Origin of the sequence: Pseudolysinimonas sp. (assembly GCF_044239695.1) — a bacterium.
Classification (GTDB): domain Bacteria; phylum Actinomycetota; class Actinomycetes; order Actinomycetales; family Microbacteriaceae; genus Pseudolysinimonas_A.
In genome coordinates, this window is record NZ_JBIIAW010000059.1 from 1 (window position 1) to 19669 (window position 19669).

Below are 19669 nucleotides of genomic sequence, written 5' to 3' on the forward strand. Positions count from 1 at the left end.
AGGTGCTCAAGCCCCAGGAGGTCTTCGACCTCGGGATGGCGGATGCGATCTTCGGCCCCGCGACCTTCCTCGAGGACTCGCTGAAGTGGGCGGACGGCGTCCTCACCGGGACGATCAAGGTCAAGCGCAAGAACGAGCCCGGCAAGATCGAGCGCGCGGTCAAGTGGGACGTCGCGATCGGCATCGCCGACAAGATGCTCGCCTCGCGCATCGGCCGGGTCGCGAAGAGCCCCTACCGGGCGCTCGAGCTGCTCAAGGCCGCGAAGAACACCGACAAGAAGACGGGCTTCGCCGCCGAAGACGAGGCGCTCGCCGACCTCATCTCGGGCGACCAGTTCCGTGCCTCGATCTACGCCTTCAACCTCGTGCAGAAGCGCGCCAAGAAGCCCGCCGGGGCTCCCGACAAGGCGCTCGCCCAGAAGGTCACGAAGGTCGGGGTCATCGGCGCCGGGCTGATGGCCACCCAGTTCGCGCTGCTCTTCGTGCGCCGCCTCCAGGTGCCCGTCGTCATCACCGACCTCGACCAGGCGCGCGTCGACAAGGGCGTCGCGACCATCCACGGCGAGATCGACGCGCTGCTCGGCAAGAAGCGCATCAGCGCCGACGAGGCGAACCGGCTCAAGGCCCTCGTCACCGGCACGACCGACAAGGCCGACTTCGCCGACTGCGACTGGGTCATCGAGGCGGTCTTCGAGGAGCTCGGCGTCAAGCAGCAGGTGTTCGCCGACGTCGAGCAGTACATCTCCCCCGAGGCGATCCTCGCGACGAACACCTCGTCGCTCTCGGTCGAGCAGATCGGCGCGAAGCTCAAGAACCCCGAGCGGGTCGTCGGCTTCCACTTCTTCAACCCGGTCGCGGTGATGCCGCTGATCGAGGTCGTGAAGACGCCGAAGACGACCGACGCCGCGCTCAGCACCGCGATGGTGACGGCCGCGAAGCTGCGCAAGAACGCCGTGATCACCGCCGACACCCCCGGGTTCGTCGTCAACCGCATCCTCGCCAAGCTGCTCGGTGAGGCGATGCACGCGGTCGAACTCGGCACCTCCTTCGACGCCGTCGTGGATGCCGTCAAGCCGTTCGGTCTGCCGATGGATCCGTTCGACCTGCTCGAGCTCGTCGGCCTCAAGGTCGGCGCGCACGTGCTCGACACGCACCACACCGCCTTCCCCGAGCGGTTCTTCGAGAGCCCGGCCCTGCACGAGCTCGCCGAGTACGGCCAGCTGTTCGAGAAGGACGGCAAGGGCAAGAAGAAGGGCATCGACCCGAAGGTCCTGAAGATCGTCGAGAAGCACCGGATCGCCGACGGGAAGCCGTACACGGCCGAGGAGCTGCGCACTCGGATCGAGGACGGCCTCGCCGACGAGATCCACCGGATGCTCGAGGACCAGGTGGTCGAGGCGGCCGAAGACATCGACCTCTGCCTCATCCTGGGCGCCGGTTGGCCGTTCCAGATGGGCGGAGCGACACCGTACCTCGACCGGGTCGGGGCGAGCGAGCGGGTCTTCGGCGGTACCTTCCACGACCCGCGGATCGTCGGCGTCGCCTAAAGCGGCCCCGCGGGAGCGACGGCCGGGTCAGTGCCCGGCGGGAACCGGCGCCGCCGCGTCGGCGGGCTTGCGCACGAGGAACGACACCGCGATGAGCGGAAGGGTCGTGAAGGCCCCCGCCAGGAACGCCAGGTGCACGCCGGCGACGATCTGCTCCGCGGAGGCGGTGGTGACGTCGGTCTCGCCCGCCGCCGCCATCCCGACCGCGAGGAGCGCGACGAAGATCGCCGTGCCGGCCGCGCCCGCGACCTGCTGGAGCGTCGAGACGAGCGCCGAGCCGTGCGAGTACAGGTGCGGCGCGAGCGACCCGAGTCCGCTGGAGAACAACGGCGTGAAGAGCAACCCGAGGCTGAGACCGAGGGTGATGTTGGCCACCAGGATGAACCAGATCGGCGTCGCGACCCCGAGTCCGAGAGCGAACATCCACAGCGCCGCGCTCAGCAGGATCGCGCCGGGGATGACGAGCGGTCGGGGACCGACACGGTCGTAGACGCGGCCGATGAACGGCCCGAGCAGTCCGGACAGCAACGGGCCCGGGAGCAGCAGGAGTCCGATCGTCGTGGTCTCGAGGTTCAGCGCGTACTGGAGGTAGATCGGCAGCAGGATCACCATGCCGAACAGCGACAGCATGCCGATCGCCAGCATGATGACCGCGACCGTGAAGGTGCGCGACTGGAACGTGCGCAGGTCGAGGAAGGCGGCGTCGCGACGCTGCAGGGCGAACTGCCGGAAGGCGAAGAGCGCCAGGAACACCAGACCGATCGCGAGCGGCACGACCGGGCTGATCGCCGCCCCGCCTTCGGCGGCCGCGCCGATGCTGGAGAGGCCGTAGACGAAGCCGCTGAAGCCGATCGCGGAGAGGATCACCGAGAGCACGTCGAGCGGAACGCGACGGGTCTCGGAGACGTTGGGCACGCGGACGATGCCGATGATCAGCATCGCGACGGCGATGGGCAGCATGACCCAGAACAGCCCGCGCCACTGGTCGTCGAAGACCTGCAGCAGCACCCCGGCGATCGCGGGACCCACGGCCGGCGCCACCGACATGACGATGGAGATGCGCCCCATGATGCGCCCGCGCATGTGCATCGGCACGATCGTGAGCACCGTCGTCATCATCAGCGGCATCATGATCGCCGTGCCGCTCGCCTGCACGACGCGCCCGGCGACGAGGATGCCGAACACCGGCGCGGTCGCGGCGATGAGCGTGCCGACGACGAAGAGGCTGAGGGCCAGGATGAAGGCCGACCGGGTGCTGATGCGCTGCAGCAGCCAGCCGGTGATCGGGATGACGACGGCGAGGGTGAGCGCGAAGGCGGTGGTGAGCCACTGGCCGCTCGCGGCGGTGATCCCGAGGTCGGCGATGATCGTCGGGATCGCGACGCTCATCGTGGTCTCGTTGAGGAAGACGACGAACACGGCGGCGAGCAGCAGGACGAGGGCCTGCCGGGATCGCGGGTCGAGGCGCTCGGCGGGCATCGGCACCGGCGTGGAGGCGGTCGACGAGTTCGAGGGCGCAGTCGTATCGGTCAAGATTCCTCCAAGGATTGCGCCGGCGATCACCGGACTTTCACGCTAGCGCGCGGCACCGACATCACAGGCCGGGCGCGTTCCGCCGAGAGTGAACAAGTCTCGGCAGGGCGTGACTATTCCCGACGGAGGGAAGATTCCTCGGCGGCGGCCTCCTCGGGCAGCGGACGGGCCACCGGGATGCGCGTGCCCAGCACCTGGGCGACGATGTCGCGCGCGATCCGCTGGTCGGAGAGCCCGACCTCGTCGAGGATCTCCGCGCGTTCCCCGTGATCGAGGAATTCGTCGGGCAGCCCGAGCTCGTCGACCGCCGTGTCGACGCCGGCGGCGCGCAGCTCCTGCCGCACACGCGTGCCGATCCCGCCGACGCGGATGCCGTCCTCGATCGTGACGACGAGGCGGTAGTCGCGGGCCATCTCGATGATCGACCCGGGCACCGGGATGACCCAGCGCGGATCGACGACGGTCGCCCCGATCCCCTGCGCGGCGAGCCGCTCGGCCACCTGGAGGCCGAGCTTCGCCATCGGTCCGACCGTGACGACGAGCACGTCGCGATGCGCGGCCTCGCGGAGCACGTCGACGCCGTCCTCGGTGCGGCGCGTGGCCTCGAGTTCGGTGCCGACGCTGCCCTTCGAGTAGCGCACGACGGTCGGCGCGTCGTCGATCGCCACCGCTTCGCGCAGCTCCTCGCGCAGCCGGTTCGAGTCCCGCGGGGCCGCGATCCGGATGTGCGGGACGGCCTGGAGGATCGCGAGATCCCACATGCCGTGATGGCTCGGTCCGTCGGGTCCGGTCACGCCGGCCCGGTCGAGCACGAACGTCACGCCGGCGCGATGGAGCGCGACATCCATCAGGATCTGGTCGAACGCGCGGTTCACGAACGTCGCGTACAGAGCGACCACCGGATGCAGGCCGCCGAAGGCGAGGCCGGCGGCGCTCGTCACGGCGTGCTGCTCGGCGATGCCGACGTCGAAGACGCGCTCGGGGTACTTCTCGGCGAAGCGGTGGAGTCCCGTGGGTCGGAGCATCGCGGCGGTGATGCCGACGAGCCGCGGGTTCTGATCGGCCAGTTCGACGATCTCGTCGGCGAACACGCTCGTCCACGACGGCCGCGACGGCGCCTCGACCGGCTCACCGGTCTCGGGATCGATCTGCCCGACGGCGTGGAACTGGTCCGCGACGTCGGCCACGGCGGGACCGTAGCCGTGGCCCTTCTCGGTGATCACGTGCACGATCGCCGGGGCCTCGAGGGCCTTCGCCTGGCGGAGGGTCTCCTCGAGGGCGACGAGATCGTGCCCGTGCACGGGCCCGAGGTACTTGATGTCGAGGTTGGAGTAGAGCGCCTCGTTGTTCGTGAAACGCGAAAGGAAGCCGTGCACGGCGCCCCGGGTGCCGCGGTAGACGGCGCGTCCCACGCCGCCGAAGCGCCCGAAGACCTTCTCGCTCGTGCGGTGCAGGCTGCGGTAGGAGCGCCGCGTGCGCACGTCGTTGAGGAAGCGCGCCATCCCGCCGATCGTGGGCGCGTAGGACCGCCCGTTGTCGTTGACGACGATCACGAGCTTGCGGGAGTTGTCGTCGCTGATGTTGTTGAGCGCCTCCCAGGTCATGCCGCCGGTCAGCGCGCCGTCGCCGACCACTGCGACCACGTAGCGGTCGTCCTGGCCGGTCATCGCGAACGCTCGCGAGATCCCGTCGGCCCAGGACAGCGACGACGAGGCGTGCGACGACTCGACGATGTCGTGCTCGCTCTCCGAGCGCTGCGGGTAGCCGGCGAGGCCGCCCTTCATGCGAAGTCGGCTGAAGTCGTGCCGCCCGGTGAGCAGCTTGTGCACGTAGCTCTGGTGGCCGGTGTCGAAGACGACGGCGTCGCGCGGCGAGTCGAACACCCGGTGGATGGCCATCGTCAGCTCCACGACGCCGAGGTTCGGGCCCAGGTGTCCGCCGGTCTTGGAGACCTCGGTGACCAGGAAGCGGCGGATCTCATCCGACAGCTCGGCGAGCTGCTCCTTCGTGAGGGAATCGAGGTCGCGCGGACCCGTGATCGACGAGAGCAGACTCATACGGCGAGCCTAATCCTCGCGACCGGCGTCATCCTGAAGGTTGACGCCGGTCGCGACGATCCGCGCTACACGAGCGAGCGCAGCACGTACTGCAGGATGCCGCCGTTGCGGTAGTAGTCGGCCTCGCCGGGGGTGTCGATGCGCACGACGGCCTCGAACTGCACCGGCTGCTTGCCCGCCGCCGAGAACTCGCTCGGCGTCGCCGTCACCGTGACGGTCTTCGGCGTGACGCCCTCGTTGAGCTTCTCGAGACCCGCGATCGCGACGATCTCGGTGCCGTCGAGGCCGAGCGACTCCCAGCTCTCCCCCGCCGGGAACTGCAGCGGCACGACGCCCATCCCGATCAGGTTGGAGCGGTGGATGCGCTCGAAGCTCTCGGTGATGACCGCCTTGACGCCGAGGAGCGAGGTGCCCTTCGCCGCCCAGTCACGCGACGACCCCGAGCCGTACTCCTTGCCGCCGAAGATCACGAGGGGGACATCCTGGGCCTGGTAGTTCATGCACGCGTCGTAGATGAACGACTGCGGGCCGCCGGGCTGGGTGAAGTCGCGGGTGTAGGAGCCCTCGACGACCGCGCCGTCGTTGACCGCACTGACGATCGCGTTCTTCAGCCGGATGTTGGCGAAGGTGCCGCGGATCATCACCTCGTGGTTGCCGCGCCGCGAGCCGTAGGAGTTGAAGTCCTGGCGGTCGACGCCGTGCTCGGTGAGGTACTGCGCGGCGGGCGTGCCCGGCTTGATGTTGCCGGCCGGGCTGATGTGGTCGGTCGTCACGGAGTCGCCGAGCGTCGCCAGGACGCGGGCGCCGGTGATGTCGGCGACCGGGGTCAGCTCCATCGTCATGCCCTCGAAGTACGGGGGCTTGCGCACGTACGTCGAGTCCGGATCCCAGGCGAAGATCGGCCCGGTCGGGGTCGGCAGGCTCGTCCAGCGCTCGTCGCCGTCGAACACCGTGGCGTACTGCTTGATGAACTGCTCGCGGGAGATCGAGGAGTCGATCGTCTCCTGCACCTCTTCCGGCGACGGCCAGATGTCGCGGAGGAACACGTCGTTGCCGTCGGCATCCTTCCCGAGCGCGTCGATCTCGAAGTCGAAGTGCATCGAGCCGGCCAGGGCGTAGGCGACGACGAGCGGGGGGCTCGCGAGGTAGTTCATCTTCACGTCGGGGCTGATCCGGCCCTCGAAGTTGCGGTTGCCCGAGAGCACCGCGGTGACGGCGAGGTCGTGCGAGTTGACCGCCGCGGAGACCTCCTCGATCAGCGGACCCGAGTTGCCGATGCAGATCGTGCAGCCGTAGCCGACGGTGTAGAAGCCCACGGCTTCGAGCGACTTGTCGAGACCCGACTTCTCGTAGTAGTCGGTGACCACCTTCGAGCCCGGGCCGAGCGTGGTCTTCACCCACGGCTTGCTCTTCAGCCCCTTGTCGACGGCGTTGCGCGCGAGCAGCCCGGCGGCGATCATGACCGACGGGTTCGAGGTGTTCGTGCACGACGTGATCGCGGCGAGCGTGACCGCTCCGTGGTCGAGCAGGTAGGTCGCACCGTCGGGCGTCGTGACCTTGACCGGGTTCGAGGCGCCCGCGGGAGCACCCGAGGAGATGTGCACCTCACGGGTCTCTTCCTCCTCGTCGCCGGGGACCGGTCCGGGATCGGACGCCGGGAAGGAGTGCTTCCCCTCGAGGTCGACGATGTCGGTCGAGGTCGACGGATTCATGTAGCCGAGGATGTCCACCTCGAACTGCGACTTCGAATTCGACAGCAGGATGCGGTCCTGCGGACGCTTCGGGCCTGCGATCGACGGAACGACCGTCGCGAGGTCGAGCTCCATGTACTCGCTGAACGACGGCTCGACCGACGGGTCGTGCCACAGCTTCTGCAGCTTTGCGTAGGCCTCGACGAGCGCGACGTTCTGCTCGTCGCGACCGGTGAGGCGGAGGTACTCGAGCGTGACGTCGTCGATCGGGAAGATCGCCGCGGTCGAGCCGAACTCGGGGCTCATGTTGCCGATCGTGGCCCGGTTGGCGAGCGGCACCGAGGCGACGCCCTCCCCGTAGAATTCGACGAACTTGCCGACGACGCCGTGCTTGCGCAGCAGGTCGGTGATCGTGAGCACGACATCGGTCGCCGTCACTCCGGCGGGGATCTCGCCGGTGAGCTTGAAGCCCACGACGCGCGGGATGAGCATCGAGACCGGCTGACCGAGCATCGCAGCCTCGGCCTCGATCCCGCCGACGCCCCAGCCGAGCACGCCGAGGCCGTTGACCATCGTGGTGTGCGAGTCGGTGCCGACGCAGGTGTCGGGGTAGGCCCGCAGGACGCCGTCGACGGTTCGGTCGTAGACGACCTTCGCGAGGTGCTCGATGTTGACCTGGTGCACGATGCCGGTGCCGGGCGGGACGACCTTGAAATCCTGGAACGCGGTCTGACCCCAGCGGAGGAACTGGTAGCGCTCGCCGTTGCGCTGGTACTCGATCTCGACGTTGCGCTCGAGCGCGTTCTCGGTGCCGAAGAGGTCGGCGATGACCGAGTGGTCGATGACCATCTCCGCGGGCGACAACGGGTTGATCTTGTCGGGGTCGCCGCCGAGCGCGGTGACCGCCTCGCGCATCGTCGCGAGGTCGACGATGCAGGGCACGCCGGTGAAGTCCTGCATGACGACGCGGGCCGGCGTGAACTGGATCTCGGTGTCGGGGTCGGCTTCCGGCACCCACGCGCCGAGGGCTTCGATCTGGGCCTTCGTGACGTTGGCGCCGTCCTCCGTGCGGAGCAGGTTCTCGAGCAGCACCTTCAGGCTGAACGGGAGCTTGTCGTAGCCCGGGACCGCGTCGATGCGGAATACCTCGTAGTCGGTGGTGCCGACCGTGAGGGTGTCCTTGGAATTGAAGCTGTTCACCGTCGACACTGTCGTCTCCTCTTGCCCGTCACACCCATCCTCGCCGGGCGGCGCCGCCGCGACCAGCAAGGCAAGCCTAAGCCCGCCCCGATGAGATTTATCTTGATGTCAAGATAAATCTAGCACTGTCAGACGCCGTCGGCGGGCTGTTCCCGCGCCCGCCACGCCGTGCGCACGAGCAGCCAGGTCACCCAGAGCAACGCCGCGTAGAGCGGCACGCCCATCACCAACTTCGTCGCGGCCAGGGCCTCGGTGGCCTCCGCGAGGTAGAGCGGCAGCTGGACGGCCAGACGCAGGGCCGAGAGCGCCGCCCAGAGGATCGTCGCGATCGTCGCCACCCGCACCTTCGCGGGGTTCGCCCGCCAGTCGTCGTCGTTCAGCAGCAGGCTCACGATCAATCCCACGAACGGCCGACGCACGAGCAGGCTCACCACCATGACGAGCACGACACCGGCGTTGATGAAGAAACCGGGCACGAAGTTGTTGTTCGCGTCGTTCGTGATCAGCGCCAGACCCGCCGAGATGCCGACGCCGAAGGCCCCCGCGATCGCGGTGGTGACCGGCTGGCGCATCACGAGGCGCAGCACGATGAACACCAGCGCGACGGCGAGCGGCGCGAGCACCGAGGGCAGCAGCTCCTGGGTGATCGTGAACACGACGAGGAATCCCAGGCCCGGCAGGATCGACTCGACGAGTCCGCGCGCGCCGCCCATCGCGGCCAGAAGTGCGCCGGCCGTCGGGGTCTCCCCCGGAGGCACCTTGCCGAGGCTCGACTGACGAGCGGCGGCCGAAAGCGCGTCGCGGAACGACGGCTCGGGGTTCGACGGTCCGGGGTTCTCGCTCATGCTCAGACCGCCGTGGCCGGCCCGGTCGGCGTCGGCCCGGTCGGAGTCGGACCGGTCGGGCTCTGGCCGGCGACCGAGGCGGGCACGTGCAGCGGGATCAGGTCGCGCGGCGGCATCGGGGTCGTGCCGCGCACGACGACGATGCTGCGGAACAGTTCCTCGATCTTCGCCGCCGCTTCCGCGTTGCCGGCTCCTTCGCCGCTGATGACGCCGCGGAGGAACCACCGCGGACCGTCGACCCCGACGAAGCGGGCGATGCGCGAGCCCTGCCCGTTCGGAGCGGGGATCTCGGCGCGCAGTTCCGGGCCGAGCGGTCCGGTCGCCTCGACCGTACGACCGCCCTGCTTCTCGATCTGCTGCACGATCTGCTGGCGGATCTCATGCCACAGCCCGCTCGAGCGCGGGGCGGCGAACGGCTGGAGCTGGAGGGTCGATCCGGCGTAGTCGAGCGCCACCGCGACGACGCGCTTGTTGCCTTCCTCGACCTCGAGCCGCACGGCCAGGTCGGGGCGCGGCAGCAGCTTGATGCCGCCGAGATCGACGTAGGGCCGCACTGGGTTGGCCTCGGAGTCGTCGAACGGACCGGCCGTCGCGCGGTCGGCGGGGGCGGACTTGGGGTGTTCGGTGTCGCTCACTGGTCTCCCGTAGTCGGTGTGTCTCCGGCCGGCGCCCGATCCTCGGTCGGCGCCGCGGCGGCGCGGTAGCCGGTCGAGCCGAATCCGCCCTCGCCCCGCTCGCTGCCCGGAAGCCGCTCGACCTCGACGAAGCGCACGCTCGGCACCGGCATCACGATGAGCTGGGCGATCCGGTCGCCGGCGGCGATCGCGTACGACTCGCGCGCGTCGGTGTTGAGCAGCGTCACCCGGATCTCGCCGCGGTAGCCGGCATCCACCGTTCCAGGGGCGTTGACGATCGTCAGGCCGTGCTTCGCCGCGAGGCCGCTGCGCGGCACGACGAACCCGACGTACCCGTGCGGGAGGGCGATCTTCAGCCCGGTCGGCACGGTCGCGCGCTCCCCCGGCTCCAGCACGACGTCCGCCGTCGCGACGAGGTCGGCACCGGCGTCGCCCGGGTGGGCGTAGACCGGGAGGGTGCCGGTGTACAGCACCTCGATGAACTCGGTCACCTGACGAGGCTAGTCCATGCTCGAATAGACCCATGCGGTATCGCGAGCGACTGTGGCCGTCCTGGTGGGTCTTCCTGGCGACGGCCCTCGTCATCCCGGCGAGCCTGCTCGTCTTCCTCCCGATCTCGGAGTTCGCGGGCATCGTCAGCGCGATCGTGCTCTACGCCGCGATCATCGTCGTCCTGCTCGCCACGAGCCCTGTCCTCGAGGTCACCGACGGGATGCTGCGCGTCGGCCGGGCGCGGATCGAGCGCTCGTTCATCGGCGCGGTCACGGCGCACGAGAAGACGGAGGCGGTCGCCGAGCGCGGGACGCGCCTCGACGCTCGCGCCTACCTCGTGCTGCGCGGCTGGATCTCCGGGGTCGTCCGCATCGAACTGGACGATCCCGCCGACCCGACGCCGTACTGGCTCGTCTCGACGCGCCGCCCGCGGGAACTCGCGGACGTCCTCAACTCGGTGGTCGAGTAGCAGCCGGAGGCTGGTGGTCGAGTAGCAGCCGGAGGCTGCGTGTCGAGACCTACGCGGCGCACTCCACGCACACGGGGCCGAGCTTCGTGTCGTGGTCGAACTGCGACTGCAGCTTCACGAGGAAGCAGCTCACGCACGTGAACTCGTCCGCCTGGGGAGGCAGGACGACGACATCCAGATCGAGATCGGAGAGGTCAGCGCCGCCGAGCTCGAACCCGTCGGCGGAGGCGTCATCGACGTCGACAACTCCTGAGAGCTTGTCGGGAGTGCGCTCCTGCAGGGCCTGGATCGACTCGGTGTCGTCGTCGGTCTTGCGCGGTGCGTCGTAGTCGGTGGCCATGCCCATCCATCTCGTTGTTGCTGCCGTTGGTGCCCGTTCGGCGGCGTCAGCTTGCATGATCGCGAGGTGAATCGCAAACCAGCCGTCGTCGCTTCCCGGACAACTTCCGGCGCGCCCGGGATATTCCCGGAATCCCGGCGACCCCGTGTCATCCTGAGCCGCAAGGAGGGTCGCGATGGAAGAGCTGAAGGTCATCGGAGTGGAGAGCGGTTCGCTGCTCGTCGCCTCCGAGGAGGGCACCCGCTACCGCGTCGCGATCGACGACGTGCTGCAGTCGCGGCTGCGGCAGACGTCGCCCGATCCGGGGGCGGTGCGCAAACTGTCGCCCCGCGAGATCCAGGCGCACATCCGGGCCGGGATGTCGGCCGAGGACGTCGCCGCCATCACCGGGGTTCCGCTCGACTACGTGCAGCGCTTCGAAGGCCCCGTCCTCGCCGAACGCGAGTTCGTCATCGAGTCCGCTCTCGCGGTCCCCGTGCAACTGGCGTTGGAGACCGACCCGCTCGGCGGAGGCGTGACCTTCGGCACCGTCATCCGTCGCCGTCTCGCCGACGGCGGCGCGATCGGCGAACGCTGGGCGTCCTGGAAGGAGGAGGGCGGCGGCTGGGTCGTGAAGCTCACCTTCGTGGCGGAGACCGTCGAGCACGACGCCCGGTGGTCGTTCGATCCGAAGAAGTCCACCCTCGCTCCGCTCAACCAGGAAGCCATCGCGTTGTCCCAGCAGGGCGAGCAGCCCGCGAACCTCGTCCCGCGCTTGCGCGCCGTGCCGCTCGACGAGCAGACCGATTCCACCCGGTTCGACTCCGGCGCGTTCTCGGTGACGACCTCCCCCGACGAGACCGGACCGCTGCTGGAACCCGTCCCCTACGGACGGGTCGGCGACGTCGAGCCGCTTCCGGTGAAGAAGAATCAGACCGCAGATCTGCTCGAAGCGCTCCGCAAGCGCCGGGGCGAGCGCGATCCGATGGATCCCGACCCCGAGGAGTCGATCGCCGCGCACCCCTCCACGGGAACCGTGCGTCTCATCGACGTGCCGCTCGACGCGATGGACGACGACCGCCCGATCGACTCGATGCGCACGAAGCCCTCCGCCCGGGACAGCGGGTCGTTCGGCAAGCGCGGCAGCAAGGGTCGGCAGTCGATGCCGTCGTGGGACGAGATCGTCTTCGGCGCGCGCACCGACGACGACCTCTAGTTATCCCGGAACGCGCCACGGCTCAGCTGAAGGCGCCGAACCGCAGCAGCGGGACGGCCATCTCCTCCGGCGTGAGTGAGCCGTGCTGGCCGACCATGCCGCGCCCCCGATCGTTCTCGTCGAGGTAGTAGGCGACGCGTCGGCGGGCGGCGACGAGCACGTCGCCGATCCGCGGCAGCACGTCGTCGTCCACGTCGCCGAAGAAGCCCGCGGCGATCGCCTCGTCGCGGGTCGCGATCCACGCGCGGCCCCCCTCGGCCGCCTGCCACCGATCGCGCACGTCCTCGGCCACGGCACCGCGCTCGAGGTGGAGGGCGAGACAGCGCGGCTCCCCCGAGACGTGCCGCACCCCGTCGAGGAGCGCCGGGTCGACGATGAGATGCGCGTCCCGCGGGATGTCGAGGCCCCCGTGGTCGCCCGTGACCAGCAGGCCCACGTCCCGACCGAGGCGCGCGACCAACTCGCCGACGGCGGCGTCCACGTCCTCCAGCGCCGCGCTCCACGCGCCGGAGGCGATCCCGCTGGCGTGGGCGGCGACGTCGAGCTCGGGGGCGTAGACGTAGGTCAGAGAGCGCTCGGCGGCGGCGTGGATGCGGCGCACCTCGCCCAGCCGCGCCGCGAGCGACTCACCGGCGCGGTACTCGGCGCCGCGCAGGACCGCCGCGGTGAACCCCGAGTCGCGGTAGCGGCCCGGGCCGACCGCGAACGCCGGGATGCCGGCATCCCGTGCCTGCTCGAAGAGCGTCGGCACCCGTTGCCAGGTGCCCGGATCGAGATCGGGACCGAACCCGGTGAGGGAGTTGACGACGCGGTCGCCGCTCGAGTCGAAGCCGAGGTAGCCGATCAGCCCGTGCACGCCGGGCAGGACGCCGGTCGTCAGCGACGCGAGCGCCGACGCCGTCGTCGACGGGAACACCGTCTGGATCGTCGACGCCTTCGGGGCGGCGAGCAGTCGGCGCGCGTACCCGCGGTGCGCCGCCAGCGACACCGACCCGAGTCCGTCTACGAGCAGCACGACCGCGTGTCGCACGGACGGCAGACCGAGATCACCTCGCTCCCCGCGGACGGCGAAGAGCGCGTTCTTCAGAACGTCGGTGAGGCCGAACCGGTGTGCCCTCGCAGCGGGTAGCTGCGCCGCCGGTACCATGGCCCCGATCTTATGACTCCCCCACCTCCTCCTCCCGCGCCCGGCGGCTCCGCGACCGCGGGCGAACGCATTCTCGATGTCGACGTCTCCGCCGAGATGGAGGGGTCGTTCCTGGAGTACGCGTACTCCGTCATCTACTCGCGCGCCCTCCCCGACGCCCGCGACGGGCTGAAGCCCGTGCAGCGCCGCATCCTGTTCCAGATGTCGGAGATGGGCCTGCGCCCCGACCGCGGCCACGTGAAGAGCGCCCGCGTCGTGGGCGACGTCATGGGCCGGCTGCACCCGCACGGCGACACCGCGATCTACGACGCCCTCGTGCGCCTCGCCCAGGACTTCACGATGCGCGTGCCGCTCGTCGACGGGCACGGCAACTTCGGCTCCCTCGACGACGGCCCCGCCGCGGCGCGCTACACCGAAGCCCGGATGCGCGCGTCCGCCGTCGCCATGTGCGAAGGACTCGATGAGGATGTCGTCGACTTCGTCCCCAACTACGACAACCAGCTGACCCAGCCCGAGGTGCTGCCGGCGGCCTACCCCAACCTGCTCGTCAACGGCGCAGCCGGCATCGCGGTCGGCATGGCGACCAACATGGCGCCGCACAACCTCATCGAGGTGGCGGCGGCCGCCAAGCACCTCCTCGAGAACCCGGAAGCTTCGCTCGAGGAGCTGATGGCGTACGTGCCCGGCCCCGACCTGCCCACGGGGGGCACGATCGTCGGGCTCGACGGCATCCGGGATGCCTACGCCACCGGCCGCGGGTCGTTCAAGACGCGCGCCAAGGTGACCGTCGAACAGGTCGGACCGCGCAAGACCGCGCTCGTCGTGACCGAGCTGCCGTACCTCGTCGGGCCCGAGAAGGTCATCGAGAAGATCAAGGACGGGGTGCAGGCGAAGAAGATCACCGGCATCTCGGATGTCACCGACCTCACCGACCGCAAGAACGGCCTGCGCCTCGTCATCGGCCTGAAGACCGGGTTCAGCCCCGAGGGCGTGCTCGAACAGCTCTACCGGCTCACGCCGCTCGAAGACGGCTTCGGCATCAACAACGTGTGCCTCGTCGGCGGCCAACCGCAGACCCTCGGCCTGCGCGACCTCCTGCAGGTCTACCTCGACCACCGCATCCAGGTCGTCACCCGCCGCTCGCGCTACCGCCTGACCCGCCGTCAGGAGCGCCTGCACCTCGTGCTCGGCCTGCTCATCGCGATCCTCGACATCGACGAGGTCATCCAGGTCGTGCGCACCTCCGACGACGCCGCGGCGGCCCGCGTGCGGCTCATCGAGGTCTTCGATCTGTCGGTGCTGCAGGCCGATTACATCCTCGAGCTGCAGCTGCGCCGCCTGACCAGATTCTCGCGGATCGAACTGGAGACCGAGCGCGACAAGCTGCAGCGCGAGATCGCCGAACTCGAGGCCCTGCTCGGCGACCCCGCGCGGGTGCGGACGCAGGTGGGCACGGAACTGGATGAGGTCGCCGAGCGCTTCGGCACCCCGCGCCGCACGCTGCTCACCGAGGCGAAGGCGTCGATCGCCTCGACGCCGGCGCAGCGGCGTGCGGCGGCGGCCGGCGGTCCGGCGCTCGAGATCGCCGACGGACCGACCCTCGTCGTCCTGTCGACGACGGGACGCATGGTGCGGGTCGAGGGCGCGGAGATCACCGCTCGCAGTGCGCGTCGCGGACGGCACGACGCCATCCTCTCGACCGTGGAGTCGACGGTCCGCGGCGAACTCGGCGCGGTGACCTCACGCGGGCGTCTCGTGCGCTTCTCCCCCGTCGACCTGCCGTCGGTGCCGGGCAACTCGGTGCAGCTCGCCGCGGGCGCGCGCGTCGGCGACTACCTCGGACTGGCGGACAAGAAGGAGCGGGTGCTCGGGCTCGTCTCGCTCACCGCCGACGACCCGATCGCCCTCGCCACCGCCTCCGGCACCGTGAAGCGGGTCGCGGCGCCGTCCACCAATGGCGCCGGGTGGCCGTCGAAGCCCGACTTCGAGGTCATCGCTCTGAAGCCCGGCGACGAGGTCGTCGGTGTCGCGCAGGGCGGCGACGCGGAGGAGTTCGTGCTCGTCACGACCGATGCCCAACTGCTGCACTTCCCGGCGTCGGCGGTGCGACCGCAGGGCGTCGCGGCCGGCGGCATGGCGGGCATCAACGTCTCCTCCGGGGCGAAGGTGCTGTTCTTCGGCACGGTCGACCCCGGGGCGGAGATCGTCGTCGCGACCATCTCGACCCCCGCCGCGACTCTCGCCGGCGCCGACCCGGGCCGGGCGAAGGTGTCGGCGTTCTCCGAGTTCCCCGGCAAGGGGCGCGCCACGGGCGGCGTGCGCGCCCACACCTTCCTCAAGGGCGAGCTCTCCCTCGCGCTCGCCTGGGCCGGTCCGGCGCCCGCGCTGGCCGTAGGCCCCGACGGGTCGCTACGGAACCTCCCGGACGCGGGCGCCAAGCGCGACGCCTCCGGGACCCCGATGGATGCCGTCGTCGGCTCGATCGGACGCGCGCTCTAACGCGGCACGCCGAGCGCGGCCATCACGGCGAGGATCGCCCACCACAGCCCGAGTCCGGCGACCAGCCCGAGGGCCGTCTGCTTCGTGAGCTTCCAGACCAGCCAGGTGACGACCGCCGCGATCACCGCGGGAATCGTGTCGACGAGCGACACCTCACCGCGCGGCGCGAGGATGCCCGGGACGGCGATCGCGCCGAGCACGGCCGGACCGACGAGCGGCAGGTACTTCTCCACCCGCTTCGGGGGTCGCAGTTTCTTCGACACCAGGAACAGAGCGCGGGTCACGAAAGTGACGATGCCGCCGAGGACGATCGCGAGCAGCTCAAACACCTGCCGCCTCCGTCCTGCGCTCGGACAGGTTCAGCACGACGACCCCCGCGGCGACCCCGACGACGGCTCCGACCATCAGACCCATCCCGAGCGGGAGCGCGTGTGCCAGGAGAGCGACGATGCCGGCGACGGCCGCCGCGACGAGGCCTGCGCTGTTCTTGATGAGCGGCAGCGTGAGCAGCAGGAACGTCAGCGGAATGGCGAGTTCGAAGGGCACCCAGTCCGGGATGAACCCGCCGACGACGATGCCGATGGCGAGCAGCGACGTCCACCCCACGAGACAGGTGAGCCCGGCGGTGAAGTAGAAGGCGCGCTCCGCCCGCTCGATCCCCCCGCCGTCCGCGGTGTCGAACCGCGCGGCCGCGAGGGCGTAGACCGGGTCGGCGAGCAGGAAGGCCGCGCCCATCCGTTGGCCGAGCGACCAGTCGGCCAGATGCGGGGCGAGCGCGGCGCTGTAGAGCAAGTGCCGGGCGTTGATGACCGCGACGGTCAGCACGACGAGGGCGAGCGCCGCCCCGACGTGCAGCAGTTGCACGGCGGCGATCTGCGCGGCACCCGCGAAGATGATCGGCGAACTGAGGATGGACACGAGCGGATCGACGCTCGTCGCGCCCATCGCCGCGCCGGCCGCGATCCCGAACGGGATGTAGCTCGCGACGATGACCCCGGCCGCGCGGAGCCCGGCCCCGCGCGCCGCCCGAACCCGGTCGTCATCGGTCAACGGGACGTCGGGCGAACTCATCCGACCACTCTCCCACCGTGGCCCGGCGGGCGGCGCGGGCCGATCGGAGGCGGGTGGCCCGCGCCGTCGACCGGCGCCGTCAACCGGCGTCGACGGGTGACGGCTCGGTGAGGTGCGGCACGAACGCCGCCCACGCCTCGCGGCGCTCGCGATTCGGGTCCTCCTCGATGCGGTCCTCGGCGTCGATGATGAGCGTGCGGCGGCGCTCGTCGTCGTACCGGGGCCAGCCGGCATCCACCGTGCCGTTCTCGGCGAACCGCAGCCAGTTCATCCGCATCCGGCGCGCGGTGCGGTCGAAGTCGCGCACACCGCCGAGCGCGCCCATCGCGCGGGCGTACGGGGTGCGCACGAGATCGAAGATCGCGAACAGCTCGATGCCGTGAGTCGCGTCGAGGCCGATCAGCCGCGCGAGCCGAGGGGCGAGGTCGAAGCGGTAGACGTAGGTCGGCGCGTGGCGGGAGTGCCGCTCGGCGACGCGCACCGACGGGTACCAGAACGTGTAGTCGCCCGCGAAGTCGGCGGCGGCGCGAGGCCGCGACAGGCCCGGGTAGAGCCGCGCGAGACGCTGCGCGGCCGCGCGCGGGGTGCGGGCCAGGATCGCCCGGATGCGGGCCGGGGTCGAGGCGAGGATGTCGATGCGCCCGCGGAAGAACGAACCCTCGCGGTCATTGGTGCCGATGATCAGCGGGATCGCGTGGGCGCTGCCGTCGGCGAACGCCTCGACCGGCGCTTTCGGCAGGAAGTCGCCGTCGATCACCGGGCAGAGGGCGATCGTGCCGGGCACCCGGTCCGGGGTCTCCCGCACCATCCGGGAGGTCGCGGCGACCAGCTGCTGCGGCGTCGCGGCGTCGAGAATCGCGGCGACCTCGGCCGGGTCGGGTTCGGCGACGAGCGGCCGGTTGGTCACGGCTCCGAGCAACTCCAGGTAGTCGCGCGCCCACACCGCCGTCAGCTCCGGCGGGTAGACCGCTTCGGGCGGCGAGCTCTCGGCGATCGCACGGGCGAACAGCCCGGCCGCAGACGGCACGGTCATCAGCGTCGTGACGGCGTTGGCGCCCGCCGACTCCCCGAAGAGGGTCACATTGTCGGGGTCTCCCCCGAACGCGGCGATGTTCTCCCGCACCCAGCGCAGCGCCGCCACCATGTCACGCAGGCCGAGGTTCGAGTCGAACGGCCGGTCCGGCGTCGCGTAGCGGGTGAAGTCGAGGAACCCGAGAGCTCCGAGCCGGTAGTTGAGGTTGACGAAGACGACGCCGCCGTCGTGGACGAGCCCCTCGCCCTGCGTCGGCATCTCGCGCGACGAACCGACGGCGTAGGCGCCGCCGTGCAGGTAGACCATGACGGGGCGCAGTCGATCGGAGTCCGTCGACGGGGCGATGACGTTGAGGGTGAGGCAATCCTCCGACTGCGGGTCGCCCTTCCCGGTCGCGACCGTGAGGCTGCGCCGGTCCTGCGGCGCGATCGGTCCGAAGGCTCCCGCATCCCGCACCCCGGTCCACGGCTCGACCGGCTGCGGTGCGCGGAGGCGCAGCTGTCCGACGGGCGCGGCGGCATACGGGATGCCGCGCCAGAACCGCAACCCCCGGGTCGCGATCCCCTGAACCCGACCGCCCGTCACATTCACGAGGAGTCCAGAAGTCATCACCGCAGACTATGACCGTCTGCTGAACGCCAGCCGGATGCCGGCTGAACGCGAGTCAGTCGATGACCGACAGGGGTGAGTCGTAGATCAGCACGCGTCGGCCGTCCGCGCAGGTCACCTCCTCGTCAGGGGCGCCGAAGCGCGCGAGGATGACATCACCGTCGAGCGCACGCTCGTCGCCCCGCTCGTTCACGTACAGGAAGGTCGCGCGCTCGAGCCGCGCGTAGGCCCGGTTGGTGAGCCAGAGGTTGGGAGCCAGCTCCGCCGTCACCGGGATGAGCCGGACCCCCGTCGCCGAGGTCAGCCCGACCCGCCGCGCGTCGGAGAAGGTCGCGAATCCGACCTCGCCGGGCACGGCGCGGTCGAGGCACTGCGTCTCGGCGTTCCGGTACCCGACGTACCTCCCCGCGTCGGCGAGGTTCGCCACGCCGCCCGACAGCACACCGATGGCGACGAGCGCCGCACCCGCCGCGATCACGACGGGCTCCAGGGCGCGCCGCGGGAGCGCGAACAGCACGAGCACGAACGGCAGCACGAGCACCGGCCAGAAATAGTAGTAATGCGTGATCAGGGCGAACGCCGTCGCCGCCAGGCCGCCGAGCGGCACGAGCCCGAGGAACACCGTCACGGAGGCGCGGCGGAGGTCGGTGCCCTCGCGCCGCCGCGCCCCCCTCCGCGGCACGACCGAGACCGCCGCGACGACCGCGGCGAGGAGGCAACCGACGGCGAGCAGCGCACCCAGCGGCAGGATCACCCGGGCGGCCGGATCGATCAGCTGGAACGACCAGTACGGCCAGAGCGCGTCCACCCGCGACCGGAACACCTCGAGGTCCATGTAGGTGAGCAGCCCCGTGCCCTGGAGCGGCGTGAACGCGATCCGGGCGAGCACCGCGCCCGCGGCGATCGCCGTCACGAGCAGCGCGGGCCGGCCGAGCCCTGCGCGCCCCGCCCGGGTCAGGTGGGCGATCGCGCACGCGAGGAGCCCGGGGGCGGCGAAGACGACGGTCAGCGGATTGGATGCGATCGCCAGGGCGAGAGCGAGCACGAGCACGATGCGCGTCGCCCGCGTACGCACGAGCAACGGCAGCGGCGCCGCGAGCAGCGCCAGATACATCCCGACGTAGTACGTCGGCGCCAGGTGGAACGACAGCACCCACGTCGTGCCGACCAGCGGGAGCAAAATCAGCGGCGCGACCCCTGCGCTCGCTCGCAGCACGATCGCGCCGGCGCCCGCCGACGGCCAGAGCAGCCGGGCGAGCACCGCGAGCAGCAGGAAGAACGCCACCTGGTTCAGCACCGCGACGAC

At 70.5% G+C, this 19669-nt stretch carries 16 protein-coding genes; 4 read left to right on the forward strand and 12 right to left on the reverse strand.

Annotated elements, in window-relative coordinates:
* The coding region (locus ACILQS_RS10175) for a 3-hydroxyacyl-CoA dehydrogenase family protein (protein ID WP_395640010.1) at positions 1 to 1547 on the forward strand (1547 nt) is incomplete at its 5' end.
* A 27-nt stretch (positions 1548 to 1574) separates the two neighbouring features.
* Here the strand turns inward: ACILQS_RS10175 and ACILQS_RS10180 are convergent.
* From ACILQS_RS10180 to dut, 6 genes are all read right to left on the reverse strand, one after another.
* On the reverse strand, positions 1575 to 3080 hold the full coding sequence (locus tag ACILQS_RS10180) for a DHA2 family efflux MFS transporter permease subunit (protein ID WP_395640011.1): 1506 nt from the start codon (positions 3078 to 3080) through the stop codon (positions 1575 to 1577).
* A 113-nt stretch (positions 3081 to 3193) separates the two neighbouring features.
* Positions 3194 to 5137: a 1-deoxy-D-xylulose-5-phosphate synthase gene (gene dxs / locus ACILQS_RS10185; RefSeq protein ID WP_395640012.1), complete on the reverse strand. Its 1944-nt coding sequence runs from the start codon at positions 5135 to 5137 to the stop codon at positions 3194 to 3196.
* Positions 5138 to 5202: 65 nt separating this feature from the next.
* Positions 5203 to 8037, reverse strand: a complete 2835-nt coding sequence (locus ACILQS_RS10190) for an aconitate hydratase (RefSeq protein WP_395640013.1) — start codon at positions 8035 to 8037, stop codon at positions 5203 to 5205.
* 119 nt (positions 8038 to 8156) lie between these two features.
* Positions 8157 to 8873: a DUF3159 domain-containing protein gene (locus ACILQS_RS10195; protein ID WP_395640014.1), complete on the reverse strand. Its 717-nt coding sequence runs from the start codon at positions 8871 to 8873 to the stop codon at positions 8157 to 8159.
* Between the two features lie 2 nt (positions 8874 to 8875).
* Positions 8876 to 9508 (reverse strand): DUF3710 domain-containing protein, encoded by a 633-nt coding sequence (locus ACILQS_RS10200; protein WP_395640015.1) that lies wholly within the window; start codon positions 9506 to 9508, stop codon positions 8876 to 8878.
* Positions 9505 to 9999 (reverse strand): dUTP diphosphatase, encoded by a 495-nt coding sequence (gene dut, locus ACILQS_RS10205; protein ID WP_395640016.1) that lies wholly within the window; start codon positions 9997 to 9999, stop codon positions 9505 to 9507. The genes ACILQS_RS10200 and dut overlap by 4 nt, the downstream gene beginning before the upstream one ends.
* A 32-nt stretch (positions 10000 to 10031) precedes the next feature.
* Between dut and ACILQS_RS10210 the strand changes: the two genes are divergently transcribed.
* Entirely contained in the window at positions 10032 to 10469 is a 438-nt protein-coding gene (locus tag ACILQS_RS10210; protein WP_395640017.1) for a DUF3093 domain-containing protein, read from the forward strand.
* A gap of 49 nt (positions 10470 to 10518) precedes the next feature.
* Here ACILQS_RS10210 and ACILQS_RS10215 read toward each other — a convergent pair whose 3' ends face one another.
* The gene (locus ACILQS_RS10215) at positions 10519 to 10809 is read right to left on the reverse strand and encodes a DUF4193 domain-containing protein (RefSeq protein ID WP_395640018.1); all 291 of its coding nucleotides are present in this window, start codon (positions 10807 to 10809) and stop codon (positions 10519 to 10521) included.
* A gap of 175 nt (positions 10810 to 10984) precedes the next feature.
* On the opposite strand from ACILQS_RS10215, the gene sepH reads away from it, so the two are divergent.
* On the forward strand, positions 10985 to 12004 hold the full coding sequence (gene sepH / locus ACILQS_RS10220) for a septation protein SepH (RefSeq protein ID WP_395640019.1): 1020 nt from the start codon (positions 10985 to 10987) through the stop codon (positions 12002 to 12004).
* Between the two features lie 22 nt (positions 12005 to 12026).
* Here the strand turns inward: sepH and ACILQS_RS10225 are convergent, their stop codons facing one another.
* Positions 12027 to 13151, reverse strand: a complete 1125-nt coding sequence (locus tag ACILQS_RS10225) for an alkaline phosphatase family protein (RefSeq protein ID WP_395640020.1) — start codon at positions 13149 to 13151, stop codon at positions 12027 to 12029.
* Positions 13152 to 13163: 12 nt separating this feature from the next.
* Here ACILQS_RS10225 and ACILQS_RS10230 point away from each other — a divergent pair, with 12 nt between their 5' ends.
* A complete protein-coding gene (locus ACILQS_RS10230) occupies positions 13164 to 15650 on the forward strand; it encodes a DNA topoisomerase (ATP-hydrolyzing) subunit A (RefSeq protein ID WP_395640021.1) in 2487 nt (828 codons plus the stop codon).
* Here the strand turns inward: ACILQS_RS10230 and ACILQS_RS10235 are convergent.
* From ACILQS_RS10235 to ACILQS_RS10250, 4 genes are all read right to left on the reverse strand, one after another.
* Complete coding sequence (locus tag ACILQS_RS10235) at positions 15647 to 15979, reverse strand: AzlD domain-containing protein (protein ID WP_395640022.1); 333 nt, start codon at positions 15977 to 15979, stop codon at positions 15647 to 15649. The two genes, ACILQS_RS10230 and ACILQS_RS10235, sit on opposite strands and share 4 nt — an antisense overlap.
* Positions 15972 to 16721, reverse strand: a complete 750-nt coding sequence (locus tag ACILQS_RS10240) for an AzlC family ABC transporter permease (protein WP_395640023.1) — start codon at positions 16719 to 16721, stop codon at positions 15972 to 15974. Before ACILQS_RS10240 ends, ACILQS_RS10235 begins: the two co-directional genes overlap by 8 nt.
* A gap of 79 nt (positions 16722 to 16800) precedes the next feature.
* A complete protein-coding gene (locus ACILQS_RS10245; protein WP_395640024.1) occupies positions 16801 to 18363 on the reverse strand; it encodes a carboxylesterase/lipase family protein in 1563 nt (520 codons plus the stop codon).
* Positions 18364 to 18418: 55 nt separating this feature from the next.
* Positions 18419 to 19669: hypothetical protein (locus ACILQS_RS10250; RefSeq protein WP_395640025.1), on the reverse strand; the 1251-nt coding region annotated here is incomplete at its 5' end.